This is a genomic window from Arthrobacter sp. zg-Y1143, from assembly GCF_030125565.1.
In the GTDB taxonomy this organism is placed as follows: domain Bacteria; phylum Actinomycetota; class Actinomycetes; order Actinomycetales; family Micrococcaceae; genus Arthrobacter_B.
In genome coordinates this window covers 45,126-71,859 of sequence record NZ_JASKLW010000005.1, presented here as the reverse complement: position 1 = coordinate 71,859, position 26,734 = coordinate 45,126, and the positions used below count along the sequence as shown (strand labels likewise).

Annotated in this window: 22 protein-coding genes; 7 read left to right on the top strand and 15 right to left on the bottom strand. The window is 65.8% G+C overall.

What is annotated here, in order from left to right; genetic code table 11:
• Position 1 precedes the first annotated feature (1 nt).
• From murD to dinB, 10 genes are all read right to left on the bottom strand, one after another.
• Positions 2–1,570 carry a UDP-N-acetylmuramoyl-L-alanine--D-glutamate ligase gene (gene murD / locus QNN98_RS06850; protein WP_283996617.1) on the bottom strand — a complete coding sequence of 523 codons (1,569 nt, stop codon included), beginning with the start codon at positions 1,568–1,570 and terminating at the stop codon, positions 2–4.
• The gene (gene mraY / locus QNN98_RS06845; RefSeq protein ID WP_227910841.1) at positions 1,552–2,655 is read right to left on the bottom strand and encodes a phospho-N-acetylmuramoyl-pentapeptide-transferase; all 1,104 of its coding nucleotides are present in this window, start codon (positions 2,653–2,655) and stop codon (positions 1,552–1,554) included. Before mraY ends, murD begins: the two co-directional genes overlap by 19 nt.
• On the bottom strand, positions 2,652–4,157 hold the full coding sequence (locus QNN98_RS06840; protein ID WP_227910840.1) for a UDP-N-acetylmuramoyl-tripeptide--D-alanyl-D-alanine ligase: 1,506 nt from the start codon (positions 4,155–4,157) through the stop codon (positions 2,652–2,654). Before QNN98_RS06840 ends, mraY begins: the two co-directional genes overlap by 4 nt.
• A gap of 6 nt (positions 4,158–4,163) precedes the next feature.
• Positions 4,164–5,729 (bottom strand): UDP-N-acetylmuramoyl-L-alanyl-D-glutamate--2,6-diaminopimelate ligase, encoded by a 1,566-nt coding sequence (locus QNN98_RS06835; protein WP_283996817.1) that lies wholly within the window; start codon positions 5,727–5,729, stop codon positions 4,164–4,166.
• An 82-nt stretch (positions 5,730–5,811) separates the two neighbouring features.
• On the bottom strand, positions 5,812–7,593 hold the full coding sequence (locus tag QNN98_RS06830) for a peptidoglycan D,D-transpeptidase FtsI family protein (protein WP_283996616.1): 1,782 nt from the start codon (positions 7,591–7,593) through the stop codon (positions 5,812–5,814).
• A 45-nt stretch (positions 7,594–7,638) separates the two neighbouring features.
• Positions 7,639–8,343 (bottom strand): cell division protein FtsL, encoded by a 705-nt coding sequence (ftsL, locus tag QNN98_RS06825; protein ID WP_227910838.1) that lies wholly within the window; start codon positions 8,341–8,343, stop codon positions 7,639–7,641.
• Positions 8,343–9,341 carry a 16S rRNA (cytosine(1402)-N(4))-methyltransferase RsmH gene (gene rsmH, locus QNN98_RS06820; protein WP_227910837.1) on the bottom strand — a complete coding sequence of 333 codons (999 nt, stop codon included), beginning with the start codon at positions 9,339–9,341 and terminating at the stop codon, positions 8,343–8,345. Before rsmH ends, ftsL begins: the two co-directional genes overlap by 1 nt.
• A gap of 194 nt (positions 9,342–9,535) precedes the next feature.
• Complete coding sequence (gene mraZ, locus QNN98_RS06815) at positions 9,536–9,967, bottom strand: division/cell wall cluster transcriptional repressor MraZ (RefSeq protein ID WP_227910836.1); 432 nt, start codon at positions 9,965–9,967, stop codon at positions 9,536–9,538.
• A gap of 310 nt (positions 9,968–10,277) precedes the next feature.
• Positions 10,278–10,652, bottom strand: coding sequence for an SCO2097 family morphological protein (locus QNN98_RS06810; RefSeq protein ID WP_227910835.1), 375 nt, complete (start codon positions 10,650–10,652; stop codon positions 10,278–10,280).
• Positions 10,653–10,835: 183 nt separating this feature from the next.
• Entirely contained in the window at positions 10,836–12,062 is a 1,227-nt protein-coding gene (gene dinB, locus QNN98_RS06805; RefSeq protein ID WP_283996615.1) for a DNA polymerase IV, read from the bottom strand.
• Positions 12,063–12,167: 105 nt separating this feature from the next.
• On the opposite strand from dinB, the gene QNN98_RS06800 reads away from it, so the two are divergent.
• On the top strand, positions 12,168–12,656 hold the full coding sequence (locus QNN98_RS06800) for a hypothetical protein (RefSeq protein WP_227910834.1): 489 nt from the start codon (positions 12,168–12,170) through the stop codon (positions 12,654–12,656).
• A 144-nt stretch (positions 12,657–12,800) separates the two neighbouring features.
• Positions 12,801–13,844 carry a polyprenyl synthetase family protein gene (locus QNN98_RS06795; protein WP_227926653.1) on the top strand — a complete coding sequence of 348 codons (1,044 nt, stop codon included), beginning with the start codon at positions 12,801–12,803 and terminating at the stop codon, positions 13,842–13,844.
• Positions 13,845–14,031: 187 nt separating this feature from the next.
• On the opposite strand, the gene QNN98_RS06790 is transcribed toward QNN98_RS06795, so the two are convergent.
• Complete coding sequence (locus QNN98_RS06790; RefSeq protein ID WP_227910833.1) at positions 14,032–14,385, bottom strand: Rv2175c family DNA-binding protein; 354 nt, start codon at positions 14,383–14,385, stop codon at positions 14,032–14,034.
• Between the two features lie 306 nt (positions 14,386–14,691).
• On the opposite strand from QNN98_RS06790, the gene QNN98_RS06785 reads away from it, so the two are divergent.
• Together QNN98_RS06785 and QNN98_RS06780 are read left to right on the top strand one after the other, a co-directional pair.
• The gene (locus QNN98_RS06785; protein WP_283996614.1) at positions 14,692–16,014 is read left to right on the top strand and encodes a LysM peptidoglycan-binding domain-containing protein; all 1,323 of its coding nucleotides are present in this window, start codon (positions 14,692–14,694) and stop codon (positions 16,012–16,014) included.
• 86 nt (positions 16,015–16,100) lie between these two features.
• A complete protein-coding gene (locus tag QNN98_RS06780) occupies positions 16,101–18,266 on the top strand; it encodes a Stk1 family PASTA domain-containing Ser/Thr kinase (RefSeq protein ID WP_283996613.1) in 2,166 nt (721 codons plus the stop codon).
• Positions 18,267–18,321: 55 nt separating this feature from the next.
• Here the strand turns inward: QNN98_RS06780 and QNN98_RS06775 are convergent, their stop codons facing one another.
• Positions 18,322–19,725, bottom strand: a complete 1,404-nt coding sequence (locus QNN98_RS06775) for a class II 3-deoxy-7-phosphoheptulonate synthase (protein WP_227926616.1) — start codon at positions 19,723–19,725, stop codon at positions 18,322–18,324.
• Between the two features lie 92 nt (positions 19,726–19,817).
• Positions 19,818–20,747, bottom strand: a complete 930-nt coding sequence (locus QNN98_RS06770) for a lysophospholipid acyltransferase family protein (RefSeq protein ID WP_283996612.1) — start codon at positions 20,745–20,747, stop codon at positions 19,818–19,820.
• Between the two features lie 167 nt (positions 20,748–20,914).
• On the opposite strand from QNN98_RS06770, the gene QNN98_RS06765 reads away from it, so the two are divergent.
• The gene (locus QNN98_RS06765; protein ID WP_283996611.1) at positions 20,915–21,679 is read left to right on the top strand and encodes an alpha/beta hydrolase; all 765 of its coding nucleotides are present in this window, start codon (positions 20,915–20,917) and stop codon (positions 21,677–21,679) included.
• Positions 21,676–22,173 carry a hypothetical protein gene (locus tag QNN98_RS06760; protein WP_283996610.1) on the top strand — a complete coding sequence of 166 codons (498 nt, stop codon included), beginning with the start codon at positions 21,676–21,678 and terminating at the stop codon, positions 22,171–22,173. The genes QNN98_RS06765 and QNN98_RS06760 overlap by 4 nt, the downstream gene beginning before the upstream one ends.
• Positions 22,174–22,249: 76 nt before the next feature.
• On the opposite strand, the gene QNN98_RS06755 is transcribed toward QNN98_RS06760, so the two are convergent.
• Positions 22,250–23,323, bottom strand: a complete 1,074-nt coding sequence (locus tag QNN98_RS06755; protein WP_442860123.1) for an ROK family glucokinase — start codon at positions 23,321–23,323, stop codon at positions 22,250–22,252.
• A gap of 139 nt (positions 23,324–23,462) precedes the next feature.
• Here QNN98_RS06755 and QNN98_RS06750 point away from each other — a divergent pair, with 139 nt between their 5' ends.
• Positions 23,463–25,271 (top strand): AMP-dependent synthetase/ligase, encoded by a 1,809-nt coding sequence (locus QNN98_RS06750; RefSeq protein ID WP_283996609.1) that lies wholly within the window; start codon positions 23,463–23,465, stop codon positions 25,269–25,271.
• A 29-nt stretch (positions 25,272–25,300) separates the two neighbouring features.
• On the opposite strand, the gene QNN98_RS06745 is transcribed toward QNN98_RS06750, so the two are convergent.
• Positions 25,301–26,728 (bottom strand): mycothione reductase, encoded by a 1,428-nt coding sequence (locus QNN98_RS06745; RefSeq protein ID WP_283996608.1) that lies wholly within the window; start codon positions 26,726–26,728, stop codon positions 25,301–25,303.
• Positions 26,729–26,734: the final 6 nt, after the last annotated feature.

Sequence of the window (26,734 nt, the reverse complement as noted above, 5' to 3'; positions counted from 1 at the left end):
TCTAGGGCTCCTTCGGGGTTTGGACCTGTCCCGGCGTGGTGTTTTCCTGCTGCTCGCCCACATACCCGGCAACCGCTTCGATAAAAGCCTCGCCGCGGTGGGCGTATGACGTGAACTGGTCCATGGACGCAGCTGCCGGAGCCATCAGGACGGTGTCACCGGCCTCCGCGACGGCGGCCGCTGCAGCAACGGCACGGACCATGATTTCCTCGGCGCTGGTGACCGGGGACTGCTCTTCACCAGTTTGCTCTCCGAGTGCACGGATCACCGGTACATCGGGTGCGTGTCTTGCCAGGGAATCCTGCAGGTCGCGGGTCTCTGCGCCTATCAGGACCACGGCCCTGAGCCGGTCCCGGTGCGCCGCGATCAGGTCGTCGTAGCCCACGCCCTTGGACAGGCCGCCGGCAATCCAGACCACGCTGCTGAAGGCGGCCAGGGAGGCCGAAGCCGCGTGCGGGTTGGTGGCTTTGGAGTCATTGACCCAGAGGATGTCTCCGAGCCGGGCAACCGCCTGGATCCGGTGGTCTCCGGGCGAGTAGGCGCGCAGTCCCTCACGGACGGCAGCCGGTTCGACGCCGTAGGCCCGCACCAGTGCCGCGGCGGCCAGTGCGTTGGCCACCATGTGCCGCGGGGCGTACTCCCCCAGGTCCGCCATGGCGGCGAGCTCAGCGGCCGAGTCCTTCCGCTGTTCGATGAACGCGCGGTCCACCAGCAGGCCTTCGACAACGCCCACCATGCTGACGGCGGGAACACCGGTGGTGAAGCCGATGGCACGGCAGCCTTCCACCACGTCCGCTTCCTCGACCATGTGTTCGGTCTCGTACTGTTCGGCGTTGTAGATGCAGGCAACCTGCGTGTTTTCGTAGATCTTGGCCTTATCGGCCATGTAGGCCTCATAGGAGCCGTGCCAGTCCACGTGGTCTTCAGCAATGTTCAGGCACACACTGGCCAGCGGCGAAATGGAGTGCGTCCAGTGCAGCTGGAAGCTGGACAGCTCCACGGCAATGGCGTCGTAGCCTTCCGGGTCCCGGATGGCGTCCAGGATCGGCGTGCCGACGTTGCCGGCCGCGATGGCTCGCAGTCCGGCTGCGCGGAGCATGCTCTCCGTCATCGAAACGGTGGTGGTCTTGCCGTTGGTTCCGGTGATGGCAAGCCACTGCGCTGTCTTGCGGCCTTCGCGGATGCGCACCCGCCAGGCCAGCTCGACGTCGCCCCACACCGGGATACCTGCCTCGGCGGCTGCTGCCAGCACCGGATGGGTCGGGCGGAACCCCGGGGAGGTCACCACCAGGTCGGGCGCCTGCCCGTCAACCGGCGGCAGGGACGCAACGGCGTCCGCACCCAGCAGGATGTCCGTTGCACCCACAATCCGCAGGGTGTCCGCCTTGGCACGGTTTTCCTCCGTGTCGCACGCGTCAACGACAACCACCCGGGCACCGAGTTCCACGAGGGTGTCCGCGGCGGAGAAGCCGGAGAGGCCGATGCCGGTCACCACCACGCGCAGTCCGCTCCAGTCAGCGTCCCAGGTTGTCAGTTCCTCAAGAGGAGCACTCACAGTCCCACCACCCATTCGGCGTAGAAGATTCCCAGTGCCACGGCTACGCATAGTCCGGCGATGATCCAGAACCGGACCACCACCGTCACTTCTGCCCAGCCCTTGAGTTCAAAGTGGTGCTGCAGCGGGGCCATCTTGAACACACGCTTGCCGCCGCTGATCTTGAAGTACCCCACCTGGATGATGACCGACAGCGTGATGATCACGAACAGTCCGGCCAGGATCACGAGAAGCAGTTCGGTGCGGGAAAGGATGGCGAAAGCGGCAATGGCACCGCCGATGGCCAGCGAACCGGTGTCGCCCATGAAGATCTTGGCGGGCGCCGTGTTCCACCAGAGGAAACCGACCAGCGCGCCGGCCATGGCTCCGGCCAGCAGTGCCAGGTCCATCGGATCGCGGACCTCGTAGCAAACGGAGCCTGCATCCTCGGCACCGCAGCTCTGGTTGTACTGCCAGATGCCGATCAGGAAATAGGCCCCGAAGACCAGGATCGAGGCGCCGGCGGCGAGGCCGTCCAGGCCGTCGGCCAGGTTCACGCCGTTGGTGGTTCCGGTGGTGATCAGCAGGGACCAGATCACGAACAGGACCGCGCCGATGATGGTTCCGGCAAACGCCAGGTCCACGCCGGTGTCACGGACGAATGAGATGGCGGTGGAGGCCGGTGTGCGTCCCTGGTCGTTCGGGAACTGCAGGGCCAGGACGGCGAAGGTTATGCCCACCGCGGCCTGCAGGATGATTTTGGCCTTGGCGTTCAGGCCGAGGCTGCGCTGTTTGGAGATCTTGGTGTAGTCGTCAATGAAACCGACCATGCCCATGCCCACTGTGAGGAGCAGCACCAGCAGGCCCGACGCCGTCGGGCTGAACGATCCCGATCCGAGCATGCCGCTGATGAGGTGGGTGATGAAGTACGCAGCCACCACGGATGCCACAATGACGGCGCCGCCCATGGTGGGGGTGCCGCGCTTGGTGTGGTGCGAGGTGGGGCCGTCGTCGCGGACAAACTGGCCGTAGCCTTTGTGCACCAGGAAACGGATGAACAGGGGTGTTCCGGCAAAGGCAAAAACCATGGCCAGCGAAGACCCTACGAGCAGGGAGATCACAGGTTCTCGCCTCCGGTCCCTTCGGCACGGGCCGGCTGTGCGGCTGAGTCTGTGACTGCGGACGGTGGTACAGGGGTCAAGGCTATCCGATCGCCGAGGTAGCGCAGGGCTGCTCCGTTGGAGGATTTGAACAGGACAAGATCACCGGGCGCCAGGGATTCGGCGAGGATACGTTCGGCGTCCTCGGCGGTCTCCACGAAGGTGGATTCATCCCCCCATGAACCCTCCATAACGGCCCCGGTGTGCATGGCGCGGGCGCCGGTGCCCACGACAATCAGTTTGGAGATGTTCAGCCGGACAACGTACCGGCCGATCGCGTCGTGTTCGGTGACGGAGTCTTCACCGAGTTCGAGCATTTCGCCCAGCACCGCCCAGGTGCGGCGTTCGGCGCCGAGTTCGGCCAGGGTCCGCAGCGCTGCCCGCATGGATTCGGGATTGGCGTTGTAGGCGTCGTTGATGACGGTGACGCCGTCGGCCCGGTCGGTGCGTTCCATCCGCCAGCGGCTGGCCGCGGTGCGTCCGGACAGTCCCGCGGCGATCTGCTCGCCGCTGATGCCGGCGGCATACGCAGCCGCAGCGGCTGCCAGCAGGTTCGCGGTGTGGTGCGCGCCAATGAGCCCGGAGCGGATCTCGTGCTTGCTGCCGTCGGGCAGCAGCAGCGTAAAGACCGGGCGGCCCTCGGCGTCGGTACGCGCGTCCAGGGCGCGCACGGCGTTCTTGGCCCCGTGGGCTTCCTCCGGCGAGGAGGTGAAGTACAGCACCGGGGCCTGGGTGCGGGAGGCCATCGCGGACACGCGGACGTCGTCTGCGTTCAGGATGGCGGTACCGCCTTCGGGCAGCGCCTCCACCAGTTCACCCTTGGCCACGGCAATGTTTTCCACGCCGCCGAATTCGCCGGCGTGGGCGGACCCTACGAACAGGACCACTCCGATGTCCGGCTTCACCATGTCCGCCAGGTAGCGGATGTTACCGATGCGCGTGGCACCCATTTCCATCACGAGGTAGCGGGTCCCGTAGCCGGCGTTGAACACAGTCAGCGGCAGGCCTACTTCACCGTTGTAGGACCCGACGGGCGACACGGTGGGGCCCGCCTGCGACAGCACCCCTGCCAGCAGGTCCTTGGTGGTGGTCTTTCCGGCGGATCCGGTAATGCCGATGACGGTCAGCTCGCCGTGGGCCCGGAGCCTGCGGACTATTTCCGCGGCGATGGCGCCCATGGCGAGGACGGCGTCGGGAACCATAACGGCGGGGTACAGCGCGCCGGCGTCGTCGGTCACGGGACGCTCCACCAGCGCCAGCACGGCGCCGCGTTCAAAGGCCGTCCCCACGTACAGGTGGCCGTCGGAGTTCTCCCCCGGCTTGGCTATGAAGAGCGAACCCCCGGTTACTTCACGGGAATCCGTAGTGGCGGAAGTCACTGCCGGAACCGGTGCCTGCGCGGCCGGACCGATCAGTTCGCCGCCCGTGATTGCCGCTATTTCGGCTGCATTAAGTTCAATCATAACGATTTAGGACTCTACCCCGTCGCTGGAAAGGGCAGTGAATCCGTATCTTGTCAAAGCCCGGCGCAGCTCCACCCTGTCGTCCAGGGCGAGGTTCTCCCCCATGACTTCCTGCCAGACCTCGTGGCCCCGGCCCGCCACCAGGACAGTGTCCTGCGGCCGGGCAAGTTCCACGGCGCGGTCAATGGCTGCAGCACGGGGTGCCACTTCCTCAATGACACAGGTGAGCCCCTCCCGGGACTGCGCTGCCGATGCACCGCGGAGCACGTCGGCGCGGATCGCCGCCGCGTCCTCACCGTGCGGGTCGTCATCGGTGACGACGACGACGTCGGCCAGCCGCGCTGCGATGGCCCCCATCAGCGGGCGCTTGGTCTGGTCGCGTTCGCCGGTGGCACCGAAGACGATGATCACCCTGCTGTCCTCGTCAGTGCGCCGCACGGCCTCCAGGGTGCGGGTCAGCGCATCGGGGTTGTGCGCAAAATCAACAATGGCAGCCGGCTCTTCGCCGATCAGCTGCATCCGTCCCGGCACCTCAACGGTGAACGGGTCATGGGTATCGAGTGCCTCCTGTACGGCGTCCGCGGGGACACCGGAGGCCAGGACCATAACGGTGGCCAAGGCTGCGTTGGATACATTGAACCCGCCGGGCAGGGCGGTAGACACGCGCAGCTGTACGTTGTCCGGGCCGCTCAGCACGAAAGAGTGCCCGAGGCCGCGGGGAGCCACCTCGGTCACGTTCCAGTCCGCACCGGCACCTGCACCGTCCGTGGACAGGGTCAGGACCGGCACCCCGGCCCGTTCGGCCATCCTGGTGCCCCATTCGCCGTCGACGGTCACCACGGCGCGGCGGGCACGGTCGGGCTGGAACAGCGCGGCCTTGGCGGCGAAGTATTCCTCCATGGATCCGTGCAGGTCCAGGTGGTCCTGGGTGAGGTTGGTGAACCCGGCTACGTCAAAACGGATCCCGTCCACCCGCCGGTAGCTGATGGCGTGCGAAGAGACCTCCATGGTGGCCGCGTCCAGGCCCCGCTCGCGCATGAGCGCCAGCAGCCCGTGGACCTGGGGCGATTCAGGGGTGGTCAGCACACTGGGAATCGATTCCCCGCCGGCCAGGATCTCGATGGTGCCGATGAGCCCGGTGGTCCGCCCGAGTGCCTGCTGCAGGGAGTTCACGAAGTAGGAGGTGGTGGTTTTGCCGTTGGTGCCGGTGACGCCGAGCAGCACCGGGCGCTGCCCGTCGGCGGGCATGCTGTTGAACACGGCAGCGGCGAGCGGGCCCACCAGGCGGCGGACGTCGCCTGCGAGGAACACGGGGATGCCGAGTCCTTCGAGGTGTTCCAGCCCGGCCTCGTCGGTCAGAACTGCGGCGGCGCCGGCCTTTTCGGCTGCGGCAGCGAAACGGGCGCCGTGGTGGCGCGCCCCGGCAACACCCACATACAGGTCGCCCGGCAGCACCTCGCGGGAGTTGATGGTGAGACCGGTCAGTTCAGTGCCCCAGGCGGTGTTCCCGGTTCCTGCTGCGGGCGCCACCGCGCGCAGGGCCGCCGGCAGCCGGTCTACCGCAGCACGCATGGTGACGGGTTCCACGGCGGCAGGGCGGAACCCGGAACCGGGCTGCTGATCTTCACTTGTTGCCACTTCGTTGCTCCAGGAATTAGTACTCAATGGGGTAGGTCTCCGGCTCACCCTTGGACGGCGGCACGTTGTTGCTGACCAGGGCTTGTTCCATGACCTTTTGGAAGGACTGGCCGGGAACGATGTAGTAGAGGTCGCCCTGGGGCCGCTGGAGGGTCACCACAACCACGTACTTGGGGTCGTCCATGGGTGCAATACCAGCATAGGAGAGTGTGGAACCGTCGTAACCGCCGTTGGCGCCGGGAGCCTCCGCGGTACCGGTCTTGGAACCCACGCGGTACTGCTTCAGCGCGCCGGTGGCGCCGGAACCATCCGTGGTGACCGTCTCCAGCATGTGCTGTACCTGCGTGGCCGTCTCTTTGGACACCACCCGGGTTCCCGTGTCCTTCTCCACCGGATGCTCCGTGCCGTCCTCGTCGATCACTGAGTCAATGATGCTCGGCTTCAGCCGGACGCCGTCGTTGGCGATGGTCTGGTAGACGCTGGCGGTGTGCAGCGCGGTCTGGGTCAGGCCCTGGCCGAAGAGCACGGTGTACTGCTGCCGGTTGTCCCAGTCCTCCGGGTCGGCCAGCAGGCCTGCGGTCTCTCCGTTCAGGCCCACGCCCAGGGGCTGGCCGACTCCAAACTTCGTCAGCCAGTCGTACCGTTCCTGGGGAGTCAACTGCTGGCCGATCTTCACGGTCCCGGTGTTCAGCGACTTGGCCAGGATTCCCGAGGCCGTCATGTGCAGCACTCCGTGGGGCGAGGCGTCCTTGAACGTCTGGCCGTCGACGGTGTAGGTGGGCTCAAGTTCGAACTGCGACTGCGGGGTGATGATCCCCTCTTCGATGCCGGCGGCCATGGTGATCACCTTGGTGGTGGAACCAGGTTCGAAGGAGTCCGTGACGGAGCGTGCCTTGCGCGATTCCGCCGGTGTTGCGCCGGGATCGTTCGGGTCGGCAGTGGTGGATTCGGCCAGTGCAACAACCCTGCCCGTCTCCACCTCCATGGCGACGATGTTGCCCCACTCGGCGTGGTATTCCTCCACCTGCGCGGCAATGGTCTGCTGGGCGAACCACTGCAGGTCCTGGTCGATGCTGAGCTTGATGGACTGCCCGTCCCGGACCGGTTCGTCAGTGTTGGTGGCGTACGGGATGCGGATGCCGTCACCGCCGATTTCGTACGTCTTGCTGCCGGCAGCACCGGCCAGGATGCCGTCCTGGGTAAGCTCCAGGCCTTCCTGGGCACCTTCCGTGCCGAGGAAACCGACAATGGAACCGCCCACCGCTCCGGAGGGGTAGGTCCTCAGCGTGGTGCGGTCCGCGTAGATCCCCGGGAACTTGACGGCCAGGACCTTCTCCTTGATTTCAGGGGTCACGGTCTTGGCGACGAAGTTGAAGCCCTTCTCCCCCAGCACAGCAGAACGCAGGGTCTCCGGGTCTTGGCCCAGTACGGCCGAAAGTTCCGTAAAGGCCTGGTCGAAGGTGACTTCCTGCAGGGTGCCTTCGGCGTCGCGGCGCTTGTACTTCTCCTCGATGTCCTGGGAGAGGCGCTGGTCCACAACTATGTCGAAGCGCTCCACACTGCGGGCCAGGTAGTTGCCCTTGGCATCCAGGATGCTGCCGCGCAGGGCCGGAACAGGGACGGTCACCAGCCGCTTGTCGACGGCGGCCTGCGCCATGCCGTCCGGGTCCACCGCCTGGACCCAGAACAGGCGGAGCCCCAGCAGTGCCAGCAGTGCCAGTGCCAGGACCAGGCCGACACGCAGCCGCTTGGCTACGATGGCCACCCTGTGGTTGTCCGGGCCGGAAGTTTGTGCCACAACGTGTCCTTGTTTATGCCTAAATTCGATGCCTGCCGGCCTGGATCAGTTTCCGCTTCTCTGGCCCGGAACCGGGATGGTTCCACCGTTCAGCTCAGCTTCCGGTACCGTCTCGGGCGCTTGGGGTACAACCGTGGGCGCGGCGGGAGCCGTGTCCTGTTCCCGGGGAGCGGTTTCCTCCTGCTCCTCGGTCGCCCTCACAGTATCCCGGGATTCCTCCGGAACCACGGAAGGCGCGGGTGCCACCGGTTGTGTCAGGACACTGGGAGCACCGATCAGTGCCTTGGCCGGGTCTGCTTCCTTGGCGGCTTCGGGGCTGCCCGTAACGCCCAAGGTCATCAGGTCGATGGTGCCGAAGGTGGGTGAAGACACCATGCCCAGCTCCCCTGCGGCCGCTGCCAGGACCTGGGGCGCCTGGTGGTTTTCGATTTCCTGTGTCAGGGCCTCGTTGCGCTGGGCGAGTTCCGCCTGCTGGCTCTGCAGCTGTACAAGCTCGTACTGGCCGCTGGAAACGGAGATGTTCAGGAGCAGCACGGACGCCAGTCCCAGCACCAGGGCCGCGAAGCATACGACAGCGAACGGAGTGCGCTTCCTGCGGGCGGCCGCAGGGACCAGCGACAGCGGAGTGCGCCGCTTGGGCGCGGGAGCGGCTGTGGCTGTGTCCCAATCGAGGGCACGGGCGGTGTTGCCCACAACCGACTGCGCTGCGCGGCCGGAGCCGATTCGGGCCGATGGCCGACGTTCACTCATTATTTCCTGGCCCCATCCATGGGTTTGCGGATTCGTTCTACTGCCCGGAGCTTGGCCGATGCCGCGCGGGGGTTCTCTGCTATTTCTTCGTCGGTGGGCACTTCGGTGCCCTTCGTCAGCCGTGTGAGCTGGGCCTTGTGCTGCTCAAGCTCAACGGGGAAACCCTTGGGGGCGGAAGACCGGGCTCCCGCGGCGAAGACACCCTTGACGATCTTGTCTTCAAGCGAGTGGTAGGAGAGCACCACAACCCGGCCGCCCAGGTTCAGCACCGACAGTGATGCCGGGATGGCGCGCTCCAGCACGTCCAGTTCCTCATTCACTTCGATCCGCAGGGCCTGGAAGGTGCGCTTGGCGGGGTGTCCGCCGGTGCGGGCCGCAGCAGCGGGAACCACCTTGCGGATGGTTTCCACCAGCTCGCCGGTGGTGGAGAAGGGCTGGACGGCGCGGGCCGCAACGATGGCCGATGCAATGCGGCCGGCGAACTTCTCCTCGCCCCACTTGCGGATGAGGGTGACCAGTTCGGTTTCGCTGTAGGTGTTGACGACGTCGGCCGCGGTCTGTCCGCGGGTGGTATCCATCCGCATGTCCAGCGGCGCGTCGTATGAATACGCGAAGCCGCGGTCCCTCTCGTCCAGCTGGAGGGAGGAGACCCCGAGGTCGAAGAGTGCGCCGTCGATGCCGTCGAAGCCCAGATCTGTGACGACGTCGGCAATCTCGTCATACACGGCGTGAACCAGGTCGATCCGGTCGTTGAAGGGTTCGAGCCGCTTTCCGGCCAGCGCCAGGGCCTGCTGGTCACGGTCAATGCCGATCAGGTGCAGTTCCGGGAACCGCTGCAGCATGGCTTCGCTGTGTCCGCCCATTCCCAGGGTTGCATCCACGACGACGGCGCGGCCGCGTTCTGCGACTGCGCGTTCAATCGAGGGAGCCAGGAGATTGATGCAGCGGTCGCGCAGCACCGGAACATGCCGTTCCTCGGTGGGGCGCTCTTCGCTCATCTGAGGCTTCCTTCCGTACGTAGTGAGTGGTACCGGCAACAGCTGCTGGTTCTTGGATCAGGCCCCCATCCGCGCCTCACCGCTGCCGGCCGCCTGGCTCCGGGGAAGGGAAGCCAGGATGGCTCGCGGTGGGGCGGCTGGAGATCTCATACAAGAAACAACTGCCTGCGGGATTGTCTTTGCGGGTGGTGCACCTAGAAGATGCCGGGAATCGCGTCCTCGTCCGTTTCCGAGAAAGCGGTCTCCTGCTCTTCCAGGTACTTCTGCCAGGCAGCCGCATCCCAGATCTCGGCCCGCGTTCCTGCGCCGATTACGGCGAGTTCGCGTCCGAGGCCTGCATACGACCTCAGGGCCGGCGGGATAGTGACCCGGCCCTGCTTGTCTGGTACTTCGTCAGAGGCTCCGGACAAAAAGACCCGAATGTAGTCGCGCGCCTGGCGGGAGGAAAGTGGAGCTTCCCGCATCTGGTCGTGGACCCGTTCGAATTCCTTCTGGCTGAAGACGTAGATGCAGCGCTCCTGACCCCTGGTCAGGACGAGGCCGTCAGCCAGTTCCTCGCGGAACTTGGCCGGCAGGATCAGCCTCCCCTTCTCGTCCAAACGCGGTGAATGTGTTCCCAGGAACATCACTCACCACCCTGTCCGATTAGGGGAAAACCCCTCGAGTACCGCCCCTACCCTCTTATGTCCCCCACTTTACTCCACTTCCCTCCACAGTCAACGATGCGGGGCATCTGATTCCGGGCGCGCCGTATTCCAAATTCCGCGAATTCCCGCGGGATGCAGGCGGTGGTGCAAAGTGGAGGGACTGGACCGCCCGCCTGGCCCGCAGGGGACACAAAAAAGGACCCGCCTAAGCGGATCCTTTATGCCAAGCCTGTGCCTGGGGTGGTTTCAGGTGGACACTGCCGGGACCGGGAGCGGGCACCGGGGAAGGTTAGGGTTGGTCACGCTTGCGTTCGTCCCATTTGTTTTCCAGATTGTTCATGAATCCGCGCTGGGCACTTGATTCGCGTTCCTTGCGGCCGTCCGCAGGTTTGGGCGCATTCTTGCGGCCGCGCGTGGTGGCGTAGTAGACCCCCGCACCCATAACCAGGAACCCAAGGACGCCGACCACTATGCCGGCTTCGGTGATGCCAAGGAGCAGTATCGCCAACCCCACCACGGCCATGAGTGACCCGAGGACAATGCGCCTGGTGGAAATGCCGCGGCCGGCGGACGTTGCCATCGAGTTCGCGAATTTCGGATCTTCGGCGTGTAGTTGCTGCTCCAGTTGATCCAGCAAGCGCTGCTCGTGTTCCGAGAGTGCCATTGCTGCCTCCTTGCCGTCCGGTTTGTGCCCCTGTAAACCAACCAACGAACCCGTTACGCCGAATGTTCCCGCGCAGGCCGCTGCTGCTTTGCACTTAGTCCAAGGATAGGTGTCAACGGGTCCGCATGAAAGCGGCCCGTGTACGTATTCCGGCGGGTAGGCCGCCGGAGCCGTTCCGGTGCCTCATTCCGTGCTCTCCGGCGGTGTCTTGCGGGCTGAGGGTGCGATCAACCGGGCCGGCACCACACCGAGTTCGCCAAAGCGCCGGTTGATCCGGTCCAGGGCATCCTCCGCCGAACGCCAACTGTCTTCCCGCCCGTCCAAGGTGAGCTGCATGGCGGCACCCTGCGCCGGCTCCAGCTGTTCCGCCCGCAGGCCAATGAGGCGCACGCTTTGGGGCCGCCGCTCCAGGGCCGTTAGCAGGCCCTTGGCTGCCTCGTAGATCATCTGGGCACTGTCCAAAGGTTCGGTGAGGGTGCGGGTGCGGGTTAATGTCGTGAAGTCGGTGTAGCGCAGTTTGAGGGAAACCGCCCTGCACTGCAGGCCTGCGGCGCGCAGGCGCACAGCGCTTTTGTGTGCCAGGCGCAGCAGTTCGGTATGCAGCACGTCATCGTCGCTGACATCGGCCGCGAAGGTTTCTTCGGCCCCGATGCTCTTTTCCCGGCGTACCGGTGTCACTGCGCGCGCGTCCCGCCCCCAGGACAGTTCGTACACATGCTCCCCCGTGGCACCGAGCAGCCGCCGGAGTACGCTCGGCGGAGTATTGGCGACGTCGGCGACGGTGGCTATGCCAACCCGGGCCAGCACCTCGCGGGTCTTGGCGCCCACCCCCCACAGTGCGGATACCTCCAGGGTGTGGAGGAAGTCCACTGTCCGGTCCTTGGGCACCAGCAGCAGTCCGTTGGGCTTGCAGCGGGTGGAGGCGATCTTGGCCACGAACTTGGTGGCGGCAATGCCTACGCTGGCGGTCATCCCCAGCTCGGCCGCCACCCTTTTACGGATCAGTTCGCCTATGACGCGTGGCGGGCCGAGCCTGCGCATGGAACCGGAGATATCCAGGAAGGCCTCGTCCACGCTGAGCGGCTCCACCAGGGGCGTGATGGATTCGAAGATTGCCATCAGCTGCTTGGAATAGGACCGGTAGACCTCTTGGTGCGGTTCCAGCACCACCGCCTGCGGACACTGGCGCCTGGCCACCGCCATAGGCATGGCTGAGTGCACGCCGTAGCGGCGGGCCTCATAGGAAGCCGACAGCACAACGGACCGGCCCCCCAATCCTCCAACAATCACCGGCTTGCCCACCAGGTCCGGGTGCTGCAGCAATTCGACGGAGACATAGAAGGCGTCCATGTCCACGTGCATGATGGTGCAGTCGCGGTTGCCGCTGCCGTTCTCGGGGCCATTGCTCACCAACTCATCGTAGCCACCGCCACCCCCATAACTCCTTTCCTGCCCGGGCGGTCCGGTCGCCTAGACTTGGGTGCAGGACCCTGACCCCCACCGATGCGGAAACCGATGAACAAGTCCCTCCCTGCACTGACCATCGCGGCCCTGGCCCTGGCTGTGTCCGGTTGCACCGCCGGAGACGGCGCTGCTGCGGACCCTGAATCCAGCTCCTCCACGGCCGCCGCTCCTGCTCCCTCAGCTTCTCCCACGAAGACGCCGGTGGCGCTGGCGGACGGTTTCCCGACCGACCGGATCCCGGTTATGGACGGAGCCGAGATCCTCTCCAGCACCGTGGACCGCTCGGGGAAAACCATTACCTCCGTACTGGTCGCCTCCACTGCTGTGCCGGCGGCCGAGGTCATCGCTTACTACGAAGCAGCCCTGACGGCCCAGGGGTTCGCTGCCTCACCCGCAGAACCGGGCACTCCCACGTCCCGGGACTTCCTGCGGATAGGTGCAGGGGAACCGGAAACCGTTAATATCACGGTCACTGCCAAGGACGCAGATTCCTCCACCGTCACCGTAGGCTCCACTCTCCTCGTCGAAGCGGAGGGCTAGCCCGTGGCTCCCGGCACTGCTCCGGAACCGGGTTCCCCCGCCGCGGCAACCGGATCAGGTCCCGCTTCGGCCAGCGGGGTCCACGGTTCCCCCGCCCCGCTCCCGGCAGAAGCGGCCGAACATGAGCAGGCCGGGTACAGGGCCCTGCTGGGCGCGGAACTGGAAGACTTCCTGGCTGTCCAGCATTCGGTCCTCGCGGAAGTGTCCGCAGAAGCCCTCCCGCTGCTGGACGCGGTCCGCAACCTCGCCCGCGGCGGAAAACGGCTCCGTGCCCTGCTGGCCTATTGGGGCTGGCGTGGAGCGGGCGGCGCCGCCCTGGCGCCCGATGCGGTCCGGGCCGGCGTAGCCCTGGAACTGTTCCAGAGCGCAGCACTGATCCATGACGACATCATTGACCGCTCGGACACGCGGCGCGGCGGACCCAGCGTCCACCGGACCTTCTCCATCGCGCACGCGGATTCCAACTGGCATCTGGACGGATCCCACTTCGGTGCCTCGGCCGGCATCCTTGCCGGCGACCTGTGCCTTTCCCTCAGCGAGGAGATGTTCACCGCCGTCGGGCAGCGCGCTGCACACGGCACGACGGCTCGGAGGATCTTCAACCGGATGCGCACGGAGGTGATGGCCGGCCAGTACCTGGACATCCTTGAAGAGGTTGTCGGCCCGAGCCACGAACCTGAGCACGCGGTTGTCCGGGCCCGGAATATCCTGCGCTACAAGGCAGCCAAATACACCACGGAACATCCCCTGACCCTGGGCGGCGCGCTTGCCGGAGCGGAACCTGACCTGTTGTCCGGCTATTCGCGTTTTGCCCTGCCGCTGGGCGAGGCCTTCCAACTGCGTGACGATGTGCTGGGGGTCTTCGGGGATCCGCAGACCACGGGCAAGCCTGCCGGTGACGATTTGCGGGAGGGCAAGCGTACGGTCCTGATTGCCTATGCACTCGCCGGCGGTGAGCACGCGCGCAGGGAGATCACTGCCAGGCTCGGGGATCCGGAGCTGGACGACGACGGCGTTGCCGTCCTGCGCGGAATCATCCAGGACACGGGTGCACTGGCTGCCACCGAAGAGCTCATCTCCCGGCACACGGAAACTGCCTTCTCCGCGCTCAGGGATCTGTCCCTGGACGAAGTGTCACGGGCCGCGCTGGATGCATTGGCGCATGCAGCCGTCCGGCGCAGCGCCTAACGGCCGACAACCAGGCAGCACAGGCAACACAGGCAAGGGAGCATCCCAAGACACAAAGCCGCCCCGTCAGCGACGGGGCGGCTTTGTGTTGTCCAGCTGTGTTGTCCAGCTGTGTTGTCCAGATTTTGTCCAGCTATTTTCCTGCGGTTACCGGCGGTTACCGCCGGTTACCGGCGGAAGCGGACCACTACCAGGCCAGGGCCTGCGCCCGCCGGCGGATCTCAGTCTTGCGTCCTTCCCGGAGCGCGTCGACGGGACGTCCCGGCAGGGTGTCATCAGCAGTGAACAGCCAGCGGATCATTTCGTCATCATGGAAGCCCGCATCGTTCAGCACCGAGATAGTGCCCTTGAGGCTGTCCAGCACGGCGCCGTCAGCGATAAAGGCAGCCGGGACGCTGCGGATCTTCCGCTCCCCCAGGCGGACGGCCACGAGGGCGCGCTCCTCCAGCAGGCTGTGCACCTTGTTAATGGGGAGGTCGAGTTGTTCAGCCACATCGGGCAGGGTCAGCCAGTCGGAAACCAGTTCCTGAAGTTCATTCACCCTTCAAGGGTGCCACGACCCGGGCACCCCGGGCCACTCGGGCTTTAGTGGCCTAACTGAAACACAAATGGGACTACTCAGGTATTGTGCGGCACCGCCCTTGGTGTAAATTCACAGGAGTACCTAAAGTCACATCAGTAACAAATGCAACAGTAGTAACAGAAATAACAGCTTTCGAGCCCTATCACTTGTTTTTAGTCCCAAGGATTGCGGTAAAGGCCGCGGCCATCACAGATGAGGAAACAGCACCATATGAACGCATCGTCAACAACGGGAACGCAAAGCGCACGTCCCGCTGGTACCGGAATGCCGCGCAAACTGAGTGTCGCGGTGACAACCGCCGCCATTCCGGCAGTGATGATGTCCGCCCTGGCCCTTGCCGAGCCGGCCGCTGCTGCGCCCGCCGCCCCGCAGAACACGCTGTTCCCCCAGATGCCGCTGCAGGCCATCAAGAACCTGAACACCGGTGCATCAACCGGAGTTGCCGCCTCACAGCTGGCCACCCAGGTTCCGGCTACCCTGCCGGCCGAGTCCTCCGTCCCAGCCACGCACCGCATTGTCCGCGGCGACACCGTGACCTCGATCGCCGCCCAGTACGGTCTCTCCGTGACCGAGCTCCTGCGCGTGAACAACCTGCAGTCCACGTCCCTCATCTTTGCGGGCGAGGAACTTCGGCTGACCGGTGCTGCTGCCCCCGCCGCCCCCGCTTCCCCCGAAGCTCCGGCTGTCTCCGCCGGCACCTACACCGTGGTCTCCGGGGATACGCTCAGCGGCATTGCAGCCCGCCACGGCGTCAGCCTCTCCAGTGTCCTCTCTGCCAACGGACTGACCCTCACCTCGGTGATCTACCCCGGCCAGTCCATCCGCGTTGACGGTTCCGCACCGGCCGCACCGGCCGCCCCGTCCGCCACGCCGGCCGACGTCGCCGTCGCGCCCGCTGATGCGGGAGAGTCCACCTACACTGTGGTCTCCGGCGACACGCTGAGCGGCATCGCCGCCCGGCACGGAGTCAGCCTAACCACGGTCCTGGCCGCCAACGGCCTCACCACGACGTCGGTGATCCACCCGGGCCAGAAGATTGCCGTCAGCAAGAGCACCATCAGCATCGCGTCCTCCGCCCCGGTTACCGCGGCACCCACGGACCTGGTGCCCAGCACCTTCCTGCACTACACCTACCCGGAGCACACTGTTGCCGGCGCCAACCTGAACAAGCAGACGCTGAACTCCCTGCCGGTTCCCAGCCGCGCCCAGATGCAGCAGATTGTTGCCGATACCGCAGCCCAGATGGGCGTCGACCCGGCCCTGGCGCAGGCTTTCGCCCTGCAGGAGTCCGGCTTCGACCAGCGGGCGGTATCCCCCGCCAACGCCATCGGCACCATGCAGGTCATCCCGTCCTCGGGTGAATGGGCCTCGCAGCTGGTGGGACGCCAGCTGAACCTGCTGGACCCCTATGACAACGCCACGGCGGGCGTGGCCATCATCAGCGCGCTGGTCCGCAGCAGCGACAGCCTGGAGACCGCCATCGCGTCCTACTATCAGGGCCAGTACTCGGTGAACACCTACGGCATGTTCGCCGACACGCAGGGGTACGTGAACTCCGTGCTCGCACACAGGTCCTCCTTCCTGTAGGCAAAACACAAGGCCTGAAGCGCAGCGAAGGGTCCGGATCGGGTGTCGATCCGGACCCTTTCGCCTACCCCCATTAGGATCGAAGAGTGCAAGAGCCCCTGAAAGACTCCCTCGTTGAGACGCTGGTAGACGAGCGCTACTACGTCCGGTCCCTGATTGCGCGCGGAGGCATGTCCTCCGTCTACCTCGCCACCGACCGCCGGCTGGACCGCGACGTCGCGCTGAAAGTGCTGTATCCGCACCTCGCCGCAGACCGTGGATTCCTGCGGCGTTTCGAAAGTGAAGCCAAGTCCGCCGCCCGGCTGTCCCACCCCCACGTTGTGGGCGTACTGGACCAGGGCATTACCGAGGACCTCGCCTACCTGGTCATGGAGTACGTGCCGGGACGCACCCTTCGCGGATTGCTCGATGAGCGGGGTTCCCTGTCCCCGCGGCTGGCCCTGGCGCTGATGGACGCCGTAGTTGAGGGACTCGCGGCTGCGCACGACGCCGGCCTGGTCCACCGCGACGTCAAGCCGGAGAACGTCCTCCTGGCGGAGAACGGCCGGATCAAGATTGCCGACTTCGGCCTTGCCCGGGCCGTCTCCACCAGCACCAATACCGGAACCCTGGTGGGAACCGTTGCCTACCTGGCACCAGAACTCGTGACGGGGGCCGTAGCGGACGAGCGCAGCGATGTGTACTCGGCCGGCATCATGCTGTACGAGATGCTGACCGGGCGCCAGCCGTACACGGGCGAGGTACCCATCCAGGTGGCTTTCGCACATGTCCATTCCACCGTTCCGGCACCCTCCGTCCTCTGCCCGGGACTTGCCGAGGATCTCGACGAACTTGTCCGTTGGTGCACGGCCCGGGACCCGGAAGACCGTCCGGTCAACGGCCGGGCGCTGCTGGGGGAACTGCGGCATATCCGTACGTCCCTGAGCGATGCGGAACTGGACTTCCACTGCCCGCCCGCCGGTGCCGGCGTTGGCTCCCCCGGCGACGCCACCCAGGCCCTGCCGGCACTCCCGAAGATGCCTCCCGGTGCCACCGAGGTGCTTTCCGCAGCAGGTGCCACCAGCATCATCGACACCTCCGACCTTCGTCCGCCCGCTTCGGGAAGCAACCACACAGAGGTGATCCGCCGAAGCGACAATGACACCACCGTTTTCCCGGCCGGCGGCTTCTCCGGACACGGGCCCGCAGACGAAGACGACGACGAGGACGACGACAGCGCGGACTACGGAGACGATGACGGGTACGACGACGAGGGGCTCAGTGCCCGCGCCAGGCGCCGGTTGGACAAGCGTCACGACCGCGACCGGCTGCGCGAGAGCGATCGGGAAGCCCGACGTCCGCAGGTATCCCTGCGCAGCGGCAAATCCCGGCGCCGCGGCATCCTGCTGGGGGTGCTGATAGCTCTCCTGCTGGCCGGAGCAGCCTTCGCCGGCTGGTTCTTCGGCGCCGGGCCTGGAGCACTCGTTTCCGTGCCCGACGTCAGCAACGTTTCCGTGGAAGAGGCCGGCGCGCAGCTCGGTGATGCCGGACTGTCCTACACCACGAACGAGGTGTACGACGAGGTGGTGGCGGCCGGGCTTGCCGTGGGCACGGATCCGGCCGCAACCCTGGAGGTCCGCCGCTTCCGGCCGGTCACATTGCTTGTATCCAAGGGACCGCAGTTGTTTTCCGTGCCCAACCTCGTACAGCGCAACCTCGAGGCTGCACAGGCAGACCTGTCCGAGTCCAGCCTGGCACTCGGTACGGTCACGGAGGAGTACAGCGAAAACGTGGCGTCCGGCAACATCATCAGCCAGGATCCGCTGCCCGACACGGAGCTCCGCCAGGGCACGCCTGTAAACGTCTCCGTATCCAAGGGCCCGGCCCCGGTTGAGGTCCCCGCCGTGACGGGACAAAGCCGGGACGCCGCGGTGAAGGCCATAGAGGCCGCGGGGCTCACCGCCGCTGTTTCGCCCGAACAGGTCAACAGCAGCACTGTTCCTGCCGGTGCCGTGGTGTCGCAGACACCAGCGTCGGGCCTTCTGGAACGCGGTTCAACGGTGACCCTGACTATTTCCCTCGGCCCCCGGATGGTCGAGGTACCCAACTATGTGGGGCGCCGGGCCGAGGATGCCAAGGCAGATCTGGAAAGCCGCGGATTCAGCGTCCAGGTCGAAAACCTGCTGGGCGGATTGCTCGGCCTGGTCCGTGACCAGGAGCCCGGCGCCGGAACGGCACCGGAAGGTTCCACCATCACCCTGAAGGTGGTTTAGCCGGCTTTCGGTATGCCGGCCGGGGAGGAGCCAATCCTCCCCGGCTGGCGGGGAGTTACTGGCCCCTGCCGGACAGGGCTCCGGCCACCAGGAACGCCATCTCCAGTGACTGCATGTGGTTCAGGCGGGGGTCGCACACCGATTCATAGCCCTCCGCGAAGGCTTCCTGGTCAATCGGATCGGCACCGCCCAGGCACTCTGCGACGTCGTCGCCGGTCATTTCCACGTGCATCCCGCCCGGGAACGTGCCCAGGGAGTCGTGGACTTCAAAGAAGCCGCGGACTTCATCCATCACGTCATCGAAGTTGCGGGTCTTGTACCCGTTGGGAGATGTAACGGTATTCCCGTGCATGGGATCCGTGACCCACAGGACCTGGGCACCGGAGGCAGTGACCTTCTCCACCAGCTGCGGCAGCTTCTCGCGGATGTTGCGCGCGCCCATTCGGGTAATGAAGGTCAGCCGCCCGGGCTCGCGGTTCGGATCGAGCTTGTCGATCAGGGCCAGTGCGTCCTCGGCACTTGTTGAGGGGCCGAGCTTAACGCCAATGGGGTTGCGCACCCGGGACAGGAAGTCCACATGCGCGGCATCCAGGTCGCGGGTCCGCTCCCCGATCCACAGGAAATGCCCTGACGTGTCATAGGGCTGCCCGGTCCGCGAGTCCACCCGGGTCAGCGCACGTTCGTAGTCAAGGAGCAGGGCCTCATGGCTGGCGAAGAACTCGGTCCGCTTCAGGGCTTCGAAATCGGCCCCGCATGCTTCCATAAAGCGCACTGCACGGTCGATTTCCCGGGCAAGTGACTCGTAGCGCGAGTGTGCCGGGTTGGAGGTGAAACCCTTGTTCCAGTGGTGCACCAGCCGAAGGTCCGCGAACCCGCCCTGGGTGAAGGCACGGATGAGGTTCAGCGTGGAGGCAGAGGTGTGGTAGGCCCGGACCATGCGGGCCGGGTCGTGCCTGCGGGACTCAGGCGTGAACTCATAGCCGTTGACCATGTCACCGCGGTAGGCCGGCAGCGTCACGCCGTCCCGGGTCTCGTCGTTGGAGGAGCGCGGCTTCGCGAACTGGCCTGCCATGCGGCCCATCTTGATCACCGGCACCGAGGCGCCGTAGGTCAGCACCACGGCCATCTGCAGCAGGGTCCGTACGCGGGCGCTGATCTTATCGGCGGTCGCGGCCTGGAAGGTCTCTGCGCAGTCACCGCCCTGCAGGAGGAAGGCCCTGCCCTGCGCTGCTTCAGCCAGACGGGACCGCAGGACATCCACTTCGCCCGCAAACACCAGCGGCGGAACCATCGACAGTTCATCGATGGCGGCCTTATACCCGGGATCATCCTGCCAGGACGGCTGCTGGCCGATCGGGAGGGAGCGCCAGTTATCCAGTTCGGGGTGGCTGGCGGAAGTTGCTGCCGCACCGGAAAGGGTTGTAGGAGTGGAGTCGCTGTCTACGGGTGTGTACGTCACGGCTTAAATCCTACTGGCTGCCTGCCGGGAACAAACAAGAACGTCATATTCCGCCGGACACAGCGCAACACGGTGCCGCCGTGGGCCCGCCCCTAGGCGGTGTGTGAACGGCGCGCGCGGCCTGTGCCGCCGTCGGGCTCCGGCGCACCGGCGGCGCGCTTCCCCTGCTTCCCCCGGGCAGCATCCCGGGATCCCTTGGCCGAACCGATTACCGTAACGGTTCCGGGCAGCTTGTCCCCGGACTCGGTTGGCAGTTCGGAGCCGCCGGTTGCGGGACCGGCCCCCTTGCCGGCGGAAAGCCGTACTGCCGCGCCACGGGCTTCCGCCGCCTTTCCGCCCTTGCGGGCGGCCAGCTGTTCCTTGACGGTGCTTGCGTACACGTCGACATATTCCTGGCCGGACAGCCGCATCAGTTCGTACATGATTTCATCGGTCACTGCACGCTGGACAAAACGGTCGTTCTCAAGCCCGGCATAGCGGGAGAAATCCAGCGGCCGTCCCACAATGATGCCGATCCGGCGGATGTTGGGGATCCTGCGTCCGATCGGCTGGACTTTGTCAGTACCGATCATGGCCACCGGAATCACCGGTACCCCGGTGGAGAGCACAAGCTTGGCCACACCGGTCTTGCCGCGGTAGAGACGGCCGTCGGGGCTGCGGGTTCCCTCGGGGTAAATACCCAGCAGGCCGCCGTTCTCCAGAACGTCCACGCCTGCCTTCAGCGAGGATGCGGAGGCGGCACCGCCGGAACGGTCCATCGGCAGCTGGTTGGAAAGCCGGAAGAAAGCAGCCGTGAGTTTACCCTTGAGGCCTTTGCCGTTGAAGTAGTCACTTTTCGCCAGGAAACTCACCGGCCGGGGCACGGCCAGCGGAAGGAAAATCGAATCTGAGAACGACAGGTGATTGCTCACCAGGACGGCAGGACCGGATTCGGGGATGTTGTCCATTCCCTTAACCCAGGGCCTGAAGAGAAGATTTACCACCGGCCCGATGAATATCGTCTTCATCACCCAATAGAACACGCGGTTTGATCTCCCGTCCGGACAAGGCAAAGCTAGGGACCTGTTTGGTTCCCCAGACTCTACTGTATGCGCGCCCCACCCCGCTGGTTAATTCCAGCGAACGGCGCCTACGAATAGTTTGCCCCTTTTGGGGTGGAAAAAGCGCCCTCTAATGCAACCATAGAGATATGACTTCCCTCCCCGGCGCTGCTGCCTTCTCCTATGAGGGGCACGGTCCCAACGCGGGTGTGGGCGTGCTCCTGAGCCACGGATTCACCGGTTCCCCGGTGAGCATGGCGGCATGGGCACGCCATCTCGCCCATCAGGGATACGCCGTGGAGCTGCCGCTGCTGCCGGGCCACGGGACAAGCTGGCAGGAACTTGCCGTGACGCCCTGGCAGCGCTGGTATGAGGAATACGAGGACGCGTATTTCTCTCTCCGTGCCCGGACCCGGTGTGTTGTATCTGCCGGACTGTCCATGGGCGGCGCCCTGGCCCTGCGCCTGGCGGCCCGCCAGCCGGTGGCCGGTGCCGCCGTCGTGAATCCCGGCCTCACCTTCGGCGACCCGCGTGCCCGGTATTCCGGGGTGCTCAAGTATGTACTCAAATCGGTTCCCGCCATCGGCAATGACATCCGGCTGCCGGGCCAGGACGAGGGCGCCTATGCCCGGACCCCGGTGGCAGCCGTTCAGCAGCTCGGCCGTCTCTTCCGGGACACGGCGGCCAGCCTGCCGGCCGTCACCGCCCCCGTACTGGCCTTCCGCTCGCGGACGGATGCGGTGGTCCCGGAATCCAGCATGGACCTGCTGCGCCGGAGGCTGGTGAACGCCGAGCTGGAAGTGGTTCCGCTGGAAAACAGCTACCACGTGGCAACCATGGACCACGATTCGCTGTTGATTTTTGTCCGTTCGCACGAGTTCATCCAACGGGTTAGCGCCGGGGTCCGGACATGAGTGAACGCGAACCCGAGCACAACGAGTCCACCGACGAAGAGGTCTGGAAGGATCTGGTGGCCCGCCTGGAACACATGGACGACGCCGGCCCCGCACCGGATACCCGGCCGTCCCCGCCGGCGGAGCCCGGCCCGGAAGCCTCCGGGGCTCCCGCGTCCCCCGGCACAGCATCGCCGGCTGAACGCACCAGGGCCCTTTTCGAGAACCAGGCGCTGGCGGGCGGGCCGCGGGACTATGCTGTCCCCGACGAGCAGGACGGTGCGTTTGTTCCGCCGGAACCGCCGCCGCTGGGCCTCGGCGAACCGACGGTGGTGCTTGCCTGGCTGGGCGCCGTCGGCGGGCCGCTGCTCCTGCTGGTGTTCGCCATGTTCTGGCGCAGCGCTCCGCTGGCCGTCATCCTCGGCACCGTTGCCGTTTTTGTCGGCTCGGCCGGCTACCTCTTGTTCCGCCTGCCGCAGTACCGCGATGAGGGCGACGACGGCGCGGCCGTCTAGGCGCAGCAGTGCGCCCGCCGCTCCCGTGACGGAGCGCGGCGGGCAATGCCGCCGGGGTCTGCCCCACCGCCGCGGTTCAGCGGCGCGCGGCTATCCGGGAGAGGTCTGCGGCGCCGATCAGTCCGGCCGCTGGTCCCAGTGCGGCACGCTCCATGCGGGCCGCGGGGCGGAAGCCCCGGCCGGTGAGGTTGCGGGCGAACGAACGCCGCGCAGGTTCCAGCATCAGGTCTCCTGCATCGCTGACGCCGCCGCCGATCACGAACATTCCCGGATCCAGGGCGGCTGCGAGGTTGGCGAGGCCCAGGCCCAGCCACTGCCCCACCTCGTCGAGGAGCTCGATCGACGCCGGATCTCCTTCCAGGGCCAGCCGCGTGACCACTGCCCCGGTCACGTCCCCTATGTTGCCGTCCACGGCCCGCAGGATTTCCTGGGCTACCGGCGAGTTGGCGGCCGCAAGTTCACGGGCTTCCCGGCCAAGGGCATTGCCGGAAGCGTATTGTTCCCAGCAGCCGCGGTTGCCGCATTCGCAGCGGTGGCCGCCGGGCATGATGATCTGGTGTCCGAACTCGCCGGCCACGCCAAAGCGGCCGCGCTCCAGCCGCCCGTCCATCACCATGGCGCCGCCTATCCCGGTGCCCAGGGTGACGCAGACCATCCTGCTCTCCCCCGCCCCCGCACCGAACCGGTACTCGGCCCAGGCCGCGCCGTCGGCGTCGTTGACCAGGAACACGCGGCGCCGCAGAAGCCGTTCCAGGTTTTCGCGGAGCGGCTCATTGCGCCAGGCCAGATGCGGACTGAACAGCACGGTGCTGCCGGCCAGGTCCATCCAACCGGCCGCGCCTATGCCAACGGACCAGACATGATGGTCCGCGGAGAGTTCCTGCACCAAATCCACAATGACCGCTTCGACCTCGCGCGGATCATGCCCGGGAGTCAGGCGGCGGGCCTGCCTGAGGACCCGCCCGTCGCCGTCCACCAGGCCGCCTGCCACCTTTGTGCCGCCGATATCAATGCCGATCGCGAGTCCGCGGCGGCGCATCCGGTTGGGCAGGCGCATGGGCCGGCGGGTACGGAAAGGCCCGGCCGCGTCGGGACGGCGCTGCAACGGGGAGGCGGGACGGGGAACAGGTGCTGGGGTAACGGAACGCATCAGAAACCTATTCTAGGGAAACTGCAAGAGGGGTGGCACGAACGTTATCGATCCGCAAGGTTACCGACGGGTACAGAAGTGTGATCTACGTTATAGGCTGGCAGTGCCTACGGGCCTACCGGATATCAAAGGAGCTATCGTGCGAGAATTCAGCGTTCCCGTCCTAGCGGAATCCCCGCCGCAGACAAACATCACCAACATGCTGCTGGACCAGGCTGCCAAGCCGAGCAACCCGGCGCTGTTTGCTGTCCGGGACGGCCAGGGCGAATGGCAGCGCATCAGCGCCACGGAGTTCACCAAGGACGTCCGTGCCCTGGCGAAGGGCTTTGTGGCCGCGGGAGTAAAGGCCGGGGACCGCGTGGGCATCATGTCCCGGACCCGGTACGAATGGACGCTGGTTGACTTTGCCCTGTGGTTCGCCGGAGCCGTTTCGGTTCCGGTCTATGAGACATCCTCCCCGTCCCAAGTCGCCTGGATCCTGAGCGACTCCGGTGCCGTGGGTATTGTGGTCGAAGCGGCCCGGCACGAGAACATTGTCCGGCAGGCGGCCGCCGACGAAGACCTGTCCGCAGTGGCAAACGTGTGGCAGATCGACGGCGGCGGACTTGATACGCTTCGCAGCGCCGGCACGTCCGTCAGTGACGAAAATCTCGAGGTCCGCCGCGCTGCGGCCACCATGGAAGACCTCGCCACCATCATTTACACCTCCGGCACCACCGGGAAGCCGAAGGGCTGCGAACTCACGCACGCCAACTTCGTGAACCTGACGAAGAACTCCGAGCTGGCCGAGCCTGAAGTTGCCCGTGAGGGCTCCCAGACCATCATGTTCCTTCCGCTGGCCCATGTGCTTGCCCGTTTTATTTCGGTACTCAGCGTGGGCACCGGTGCCACCGTTGCCCATACCCCCGATGTGAAGAACCTGTTGCCGGACCTGCAAAGCTTCAAGCCCACGTTCATCCTGGTGGTTCCGCGCGTACTGGAAAAGGTCTTCAACGCTTCCATGCTCAAGGCCGAAGACGGCGGCAAGGGCAAGATCTTCCACGCCGGTGTGGCCACCGCTGTGGAATGGTCCCGCGCCAAGCAGGAAGGCAAGGTACCGCTGTCCCTGAAGCTCAAGCACGCTGTGTTCGACCGGCTGCTCTACGGAAAAATCCGCGAGGCCATGGGCGGACGGGTGCAGTATGCCGTTTCCGGCGGTGCTCCCCTGGGTGAGCGGCTGGGGCACTTCTTCCACGGGATCGGCCTGCTGGTGCTCGAAGGCTACGGCCTCACCGAAACCACCGCCCCATTGACCACCAACACCCCGCAGCTGGTCAAGCTCGGCACGGTGGGGGCGCCGCTGCCGGGCAACAGCGTCAAGATCGCCGACGACGGCGAGATCCTCGCCAAGGGCATCAGCGTGATGAAGGGCTACTACAAGCGCCCGGAACTGATGGCGGAAACCTTTACCGACGGCTGGTTCCACACCGGGGATATCGGCGAGCTGGACGCGGACGGCTTCCTGAAGATCACGGGCCGCAAGAAGGAAATCATTGTCACCGCCGGCGGCAAGAACGTGGTCCCCTCCCAGCTGGAGGACTCAATCCGTGCAGACGCCATCGTTTCCCAGTGCGTGGTGGTCGGCGACGCCAAGCCGTTTATTTCCGCGCTGATCACGGTGGATGAAGAAGCACTGCCAGGCTGGTTGGAACGGCACAAGCTGCCGGCCGGCATGACGGTGACCGAGGTGGCCAAGACCGACGAGCTGCAGGCAGAACTCCAGGCCGTGGTTGACCGGGCCAACAAGAAGGTCTCCCAGGCCGAGGCCATCAAGGTGTTCCGGGTGGTCCCCACGGACTTCACCGAGTCAAGCGGGCACCTCACCCCGTCACTGAAGATCAAGCGTGCCCAGGTGCTGCGCGACTTCTCCGAAGTGATTGACGAGATCTACAGCGGGCAGCGCGTCTGATCCTTGCCTGCCGGCCGGGCAGGAACCCCTTAAAGGCGGTTCCTGCCCGGCTTTTCGTTTGTCTTGAGCGAGAGCAGCGCGTTCTCCACAACTTCGGTCAGGGCCGGGTGGATCCAGTACTGGCCGCGGGCCATGGTCGCTGCGTCCAGCCCGAATTCCATGGCCTGGACCAGCGGCTGGATCAGCATGGAGGCCTCGTGACCCATGATGTGCGCGCCCAGCAGCCGGCCGGTTTCCTTTTCAGCCAGGAGCTTGACGAAGCCGGTGGAGTCCTCCATGGCCCAGCCGTACGCCGTTGAGCCGTACTCCTGCACCGCCAGGGCGAGTTCCACTCCCCGGGCTTCAGTGTCGGCGCAGGCCTGCTCTTCGGTCATTCCCACGCTGGCGATCTGCGGGCTGCTGAAAACTGCCGCAGGGACGTACCGGTGGTCCATCTCCCGCAGGTCATCGGGGTGCACCAGGTTGTGGGCCACCACGCGGGCCTCATGGTTGGCTACGTGCTTGAGCTGGTAGGGGCTGCTTATGTCGCCCAGGGCCCAAAGATCCGGCACCGGTTCTCCGCCGGCCAGCACCCGGCCGAACCCGTCCACCGCGAGCCGTCCGTCCGGCGTGGCGTCGAAACCGGCCGCGGCTATGTCCAGCCGGTCGGTGTTGGGTTTGCGCCCGGTAGCGGCCAGCACCAGGTCCACGTCCAGTTCCCGGGTGCCGCCCGGGCTGCTGAGCACGGCATGTACGGAACCGTCGGCGTTTTCTTTCAGCGAATCCACGGTGGTGTTCAGCTGCAGGTCCCACTGCTTGGCTGCTTCTGCGGTAAAGCGCTCGGATAGGGTGCCGTCCAGGGAGCGCAGCAACGCCTCCGAGCGGACGGCCATGGTGACCCGGGACCCCAGTGCCGAGAAAACGAAACCGAATTCGGCCGCAATGTATCCCCCGCCGATGATCAGTACCCGGGCAGGCAGGTCATCAATGCGCATGACCGTGTCGGAGGTGTGCACCTGCGGCAGGTCCATGCCCGGGGTGTCCGGGAGTACCGGACGGGAACCGGCAGCCACAACGATCCGGTCAGCGGTGATCTTCTCCCCCGACTCGGTGACCAAGGCGTGCGGCGAAGTGAAGCGTACGTTCTCGCTGTACAGCGTGACGTTGTCCAGTTCCTCGTCCCGGTACCGCCGGCCGCCCTCGGAGATGGCATCAATGCGGGTAAAGATGCGGTCCCGGACCTCCCGCCAGCGGACCCCCTGCATGGACGTATCCACGCCCAGCCGGACGCCGTCGGCAGCGGCGGCCGCCAGCTGGGCGGGATATACGAACATCTTGGTGGGGATGCATCCGACGTTCAGGCACGTTCCCCCGAACGTGCCGCCGTCAATGACGGCCACCCGCTTGCCGTCCCAATCCGGGGTGATTATGGAGTTGCCGGAGCCTGAACCGATGATGGCTAGATCGTAGTGGGTCACTCCCCC

Excerpts from the sequence above, each read along its gene's own strand:
- mraZ (WP_227910836.1), bottom strand. The coding sequence starts at position 9,967 with ATGTTCCTGGGAACACATTCACCGCGTTTGGACGAGAAGGGGAGGCTG.
- QNN98_RS06785 (WP_283996614.1), top strand. The coding sequence starts at position 14,692 with ATGCCGCGCAAACTGAGTGTCGCGGTGACAACCGCCGCCATTCCGGCA.
- QNN98_RS06810 (WP_227910835.1), bottom strand. The coding sequence starts at position 10,652 with ATGGCACTCTCGGAACACGAGCAGCGCTTGCTGGATCAACTGGAGCAG.
- QNN98_RS06835 (WP_283996817.1), bottom strand. The coding sequence starts at position 5,729 with ATGCGTGCTGCGGTAGACCGGCTGCCGGCGGCCCTGCGCGCGGTGGCG.
- QNN98_RS06800 (WP_227910834.1), top strand. The coding sequence starts at position 12,168 with ATGAACAAGTCCCTCCCTGCACTGACCATCGCGGCCCTGGCCCTGGCT.
- murD (WP_283996617.1), bottom strand. The coding sequence starts at position 1,570 with ATGGGTGGTGGGACTGTGAGTGCTCCTCTTGAGGAACTGACAACCTGG.
- QNN98_RS06760 (WP_283996610.1), top strand. The coding sequence starts at position 21,676 with ATGAGTGAACGCGAACCCGAGCACAACGAGTCCACCGACGAAGAGGTC.
- ftsL (WP_227910838.1), bottom strand. The coding sequence starts at position 8,343 with ATGAGTGAACGTCGGCCATCGGCCCGAATCGGCTCCGGCCGCGCAGCG.
- rsmH (WP_227910837.1), bottom strand. The coding sequence starts at position 9,341 with ATGAGCGAAGAGCGCCCCACCGAGGAACGGCATGTTCCGGTGCTGCGC.
- QNN98_RS06840 (WP_227910840.1), bottom strand. The coding sequence starts at position 4,157 with ATGATTGAACTTAATGCAGCCGAAATAGCGGCAATCACGGGCGGCGAA.
- QNN98_RS06765 (WP_283996611.1), top strand. The coding sequence starts at position 20,915 with ATGACTTCCCTCCCCGGCGCTGCTGCCTTCTCCTATGAGGGGCACGGT.
- QNN98_RS06755 (WP_442860123.1), bottom strand. The coding sequence starts at position 23,323 with ATGCGTTCCGTTACCCCAGCACCTGTTCCCCGTCCCGCCTCCCCGTTG.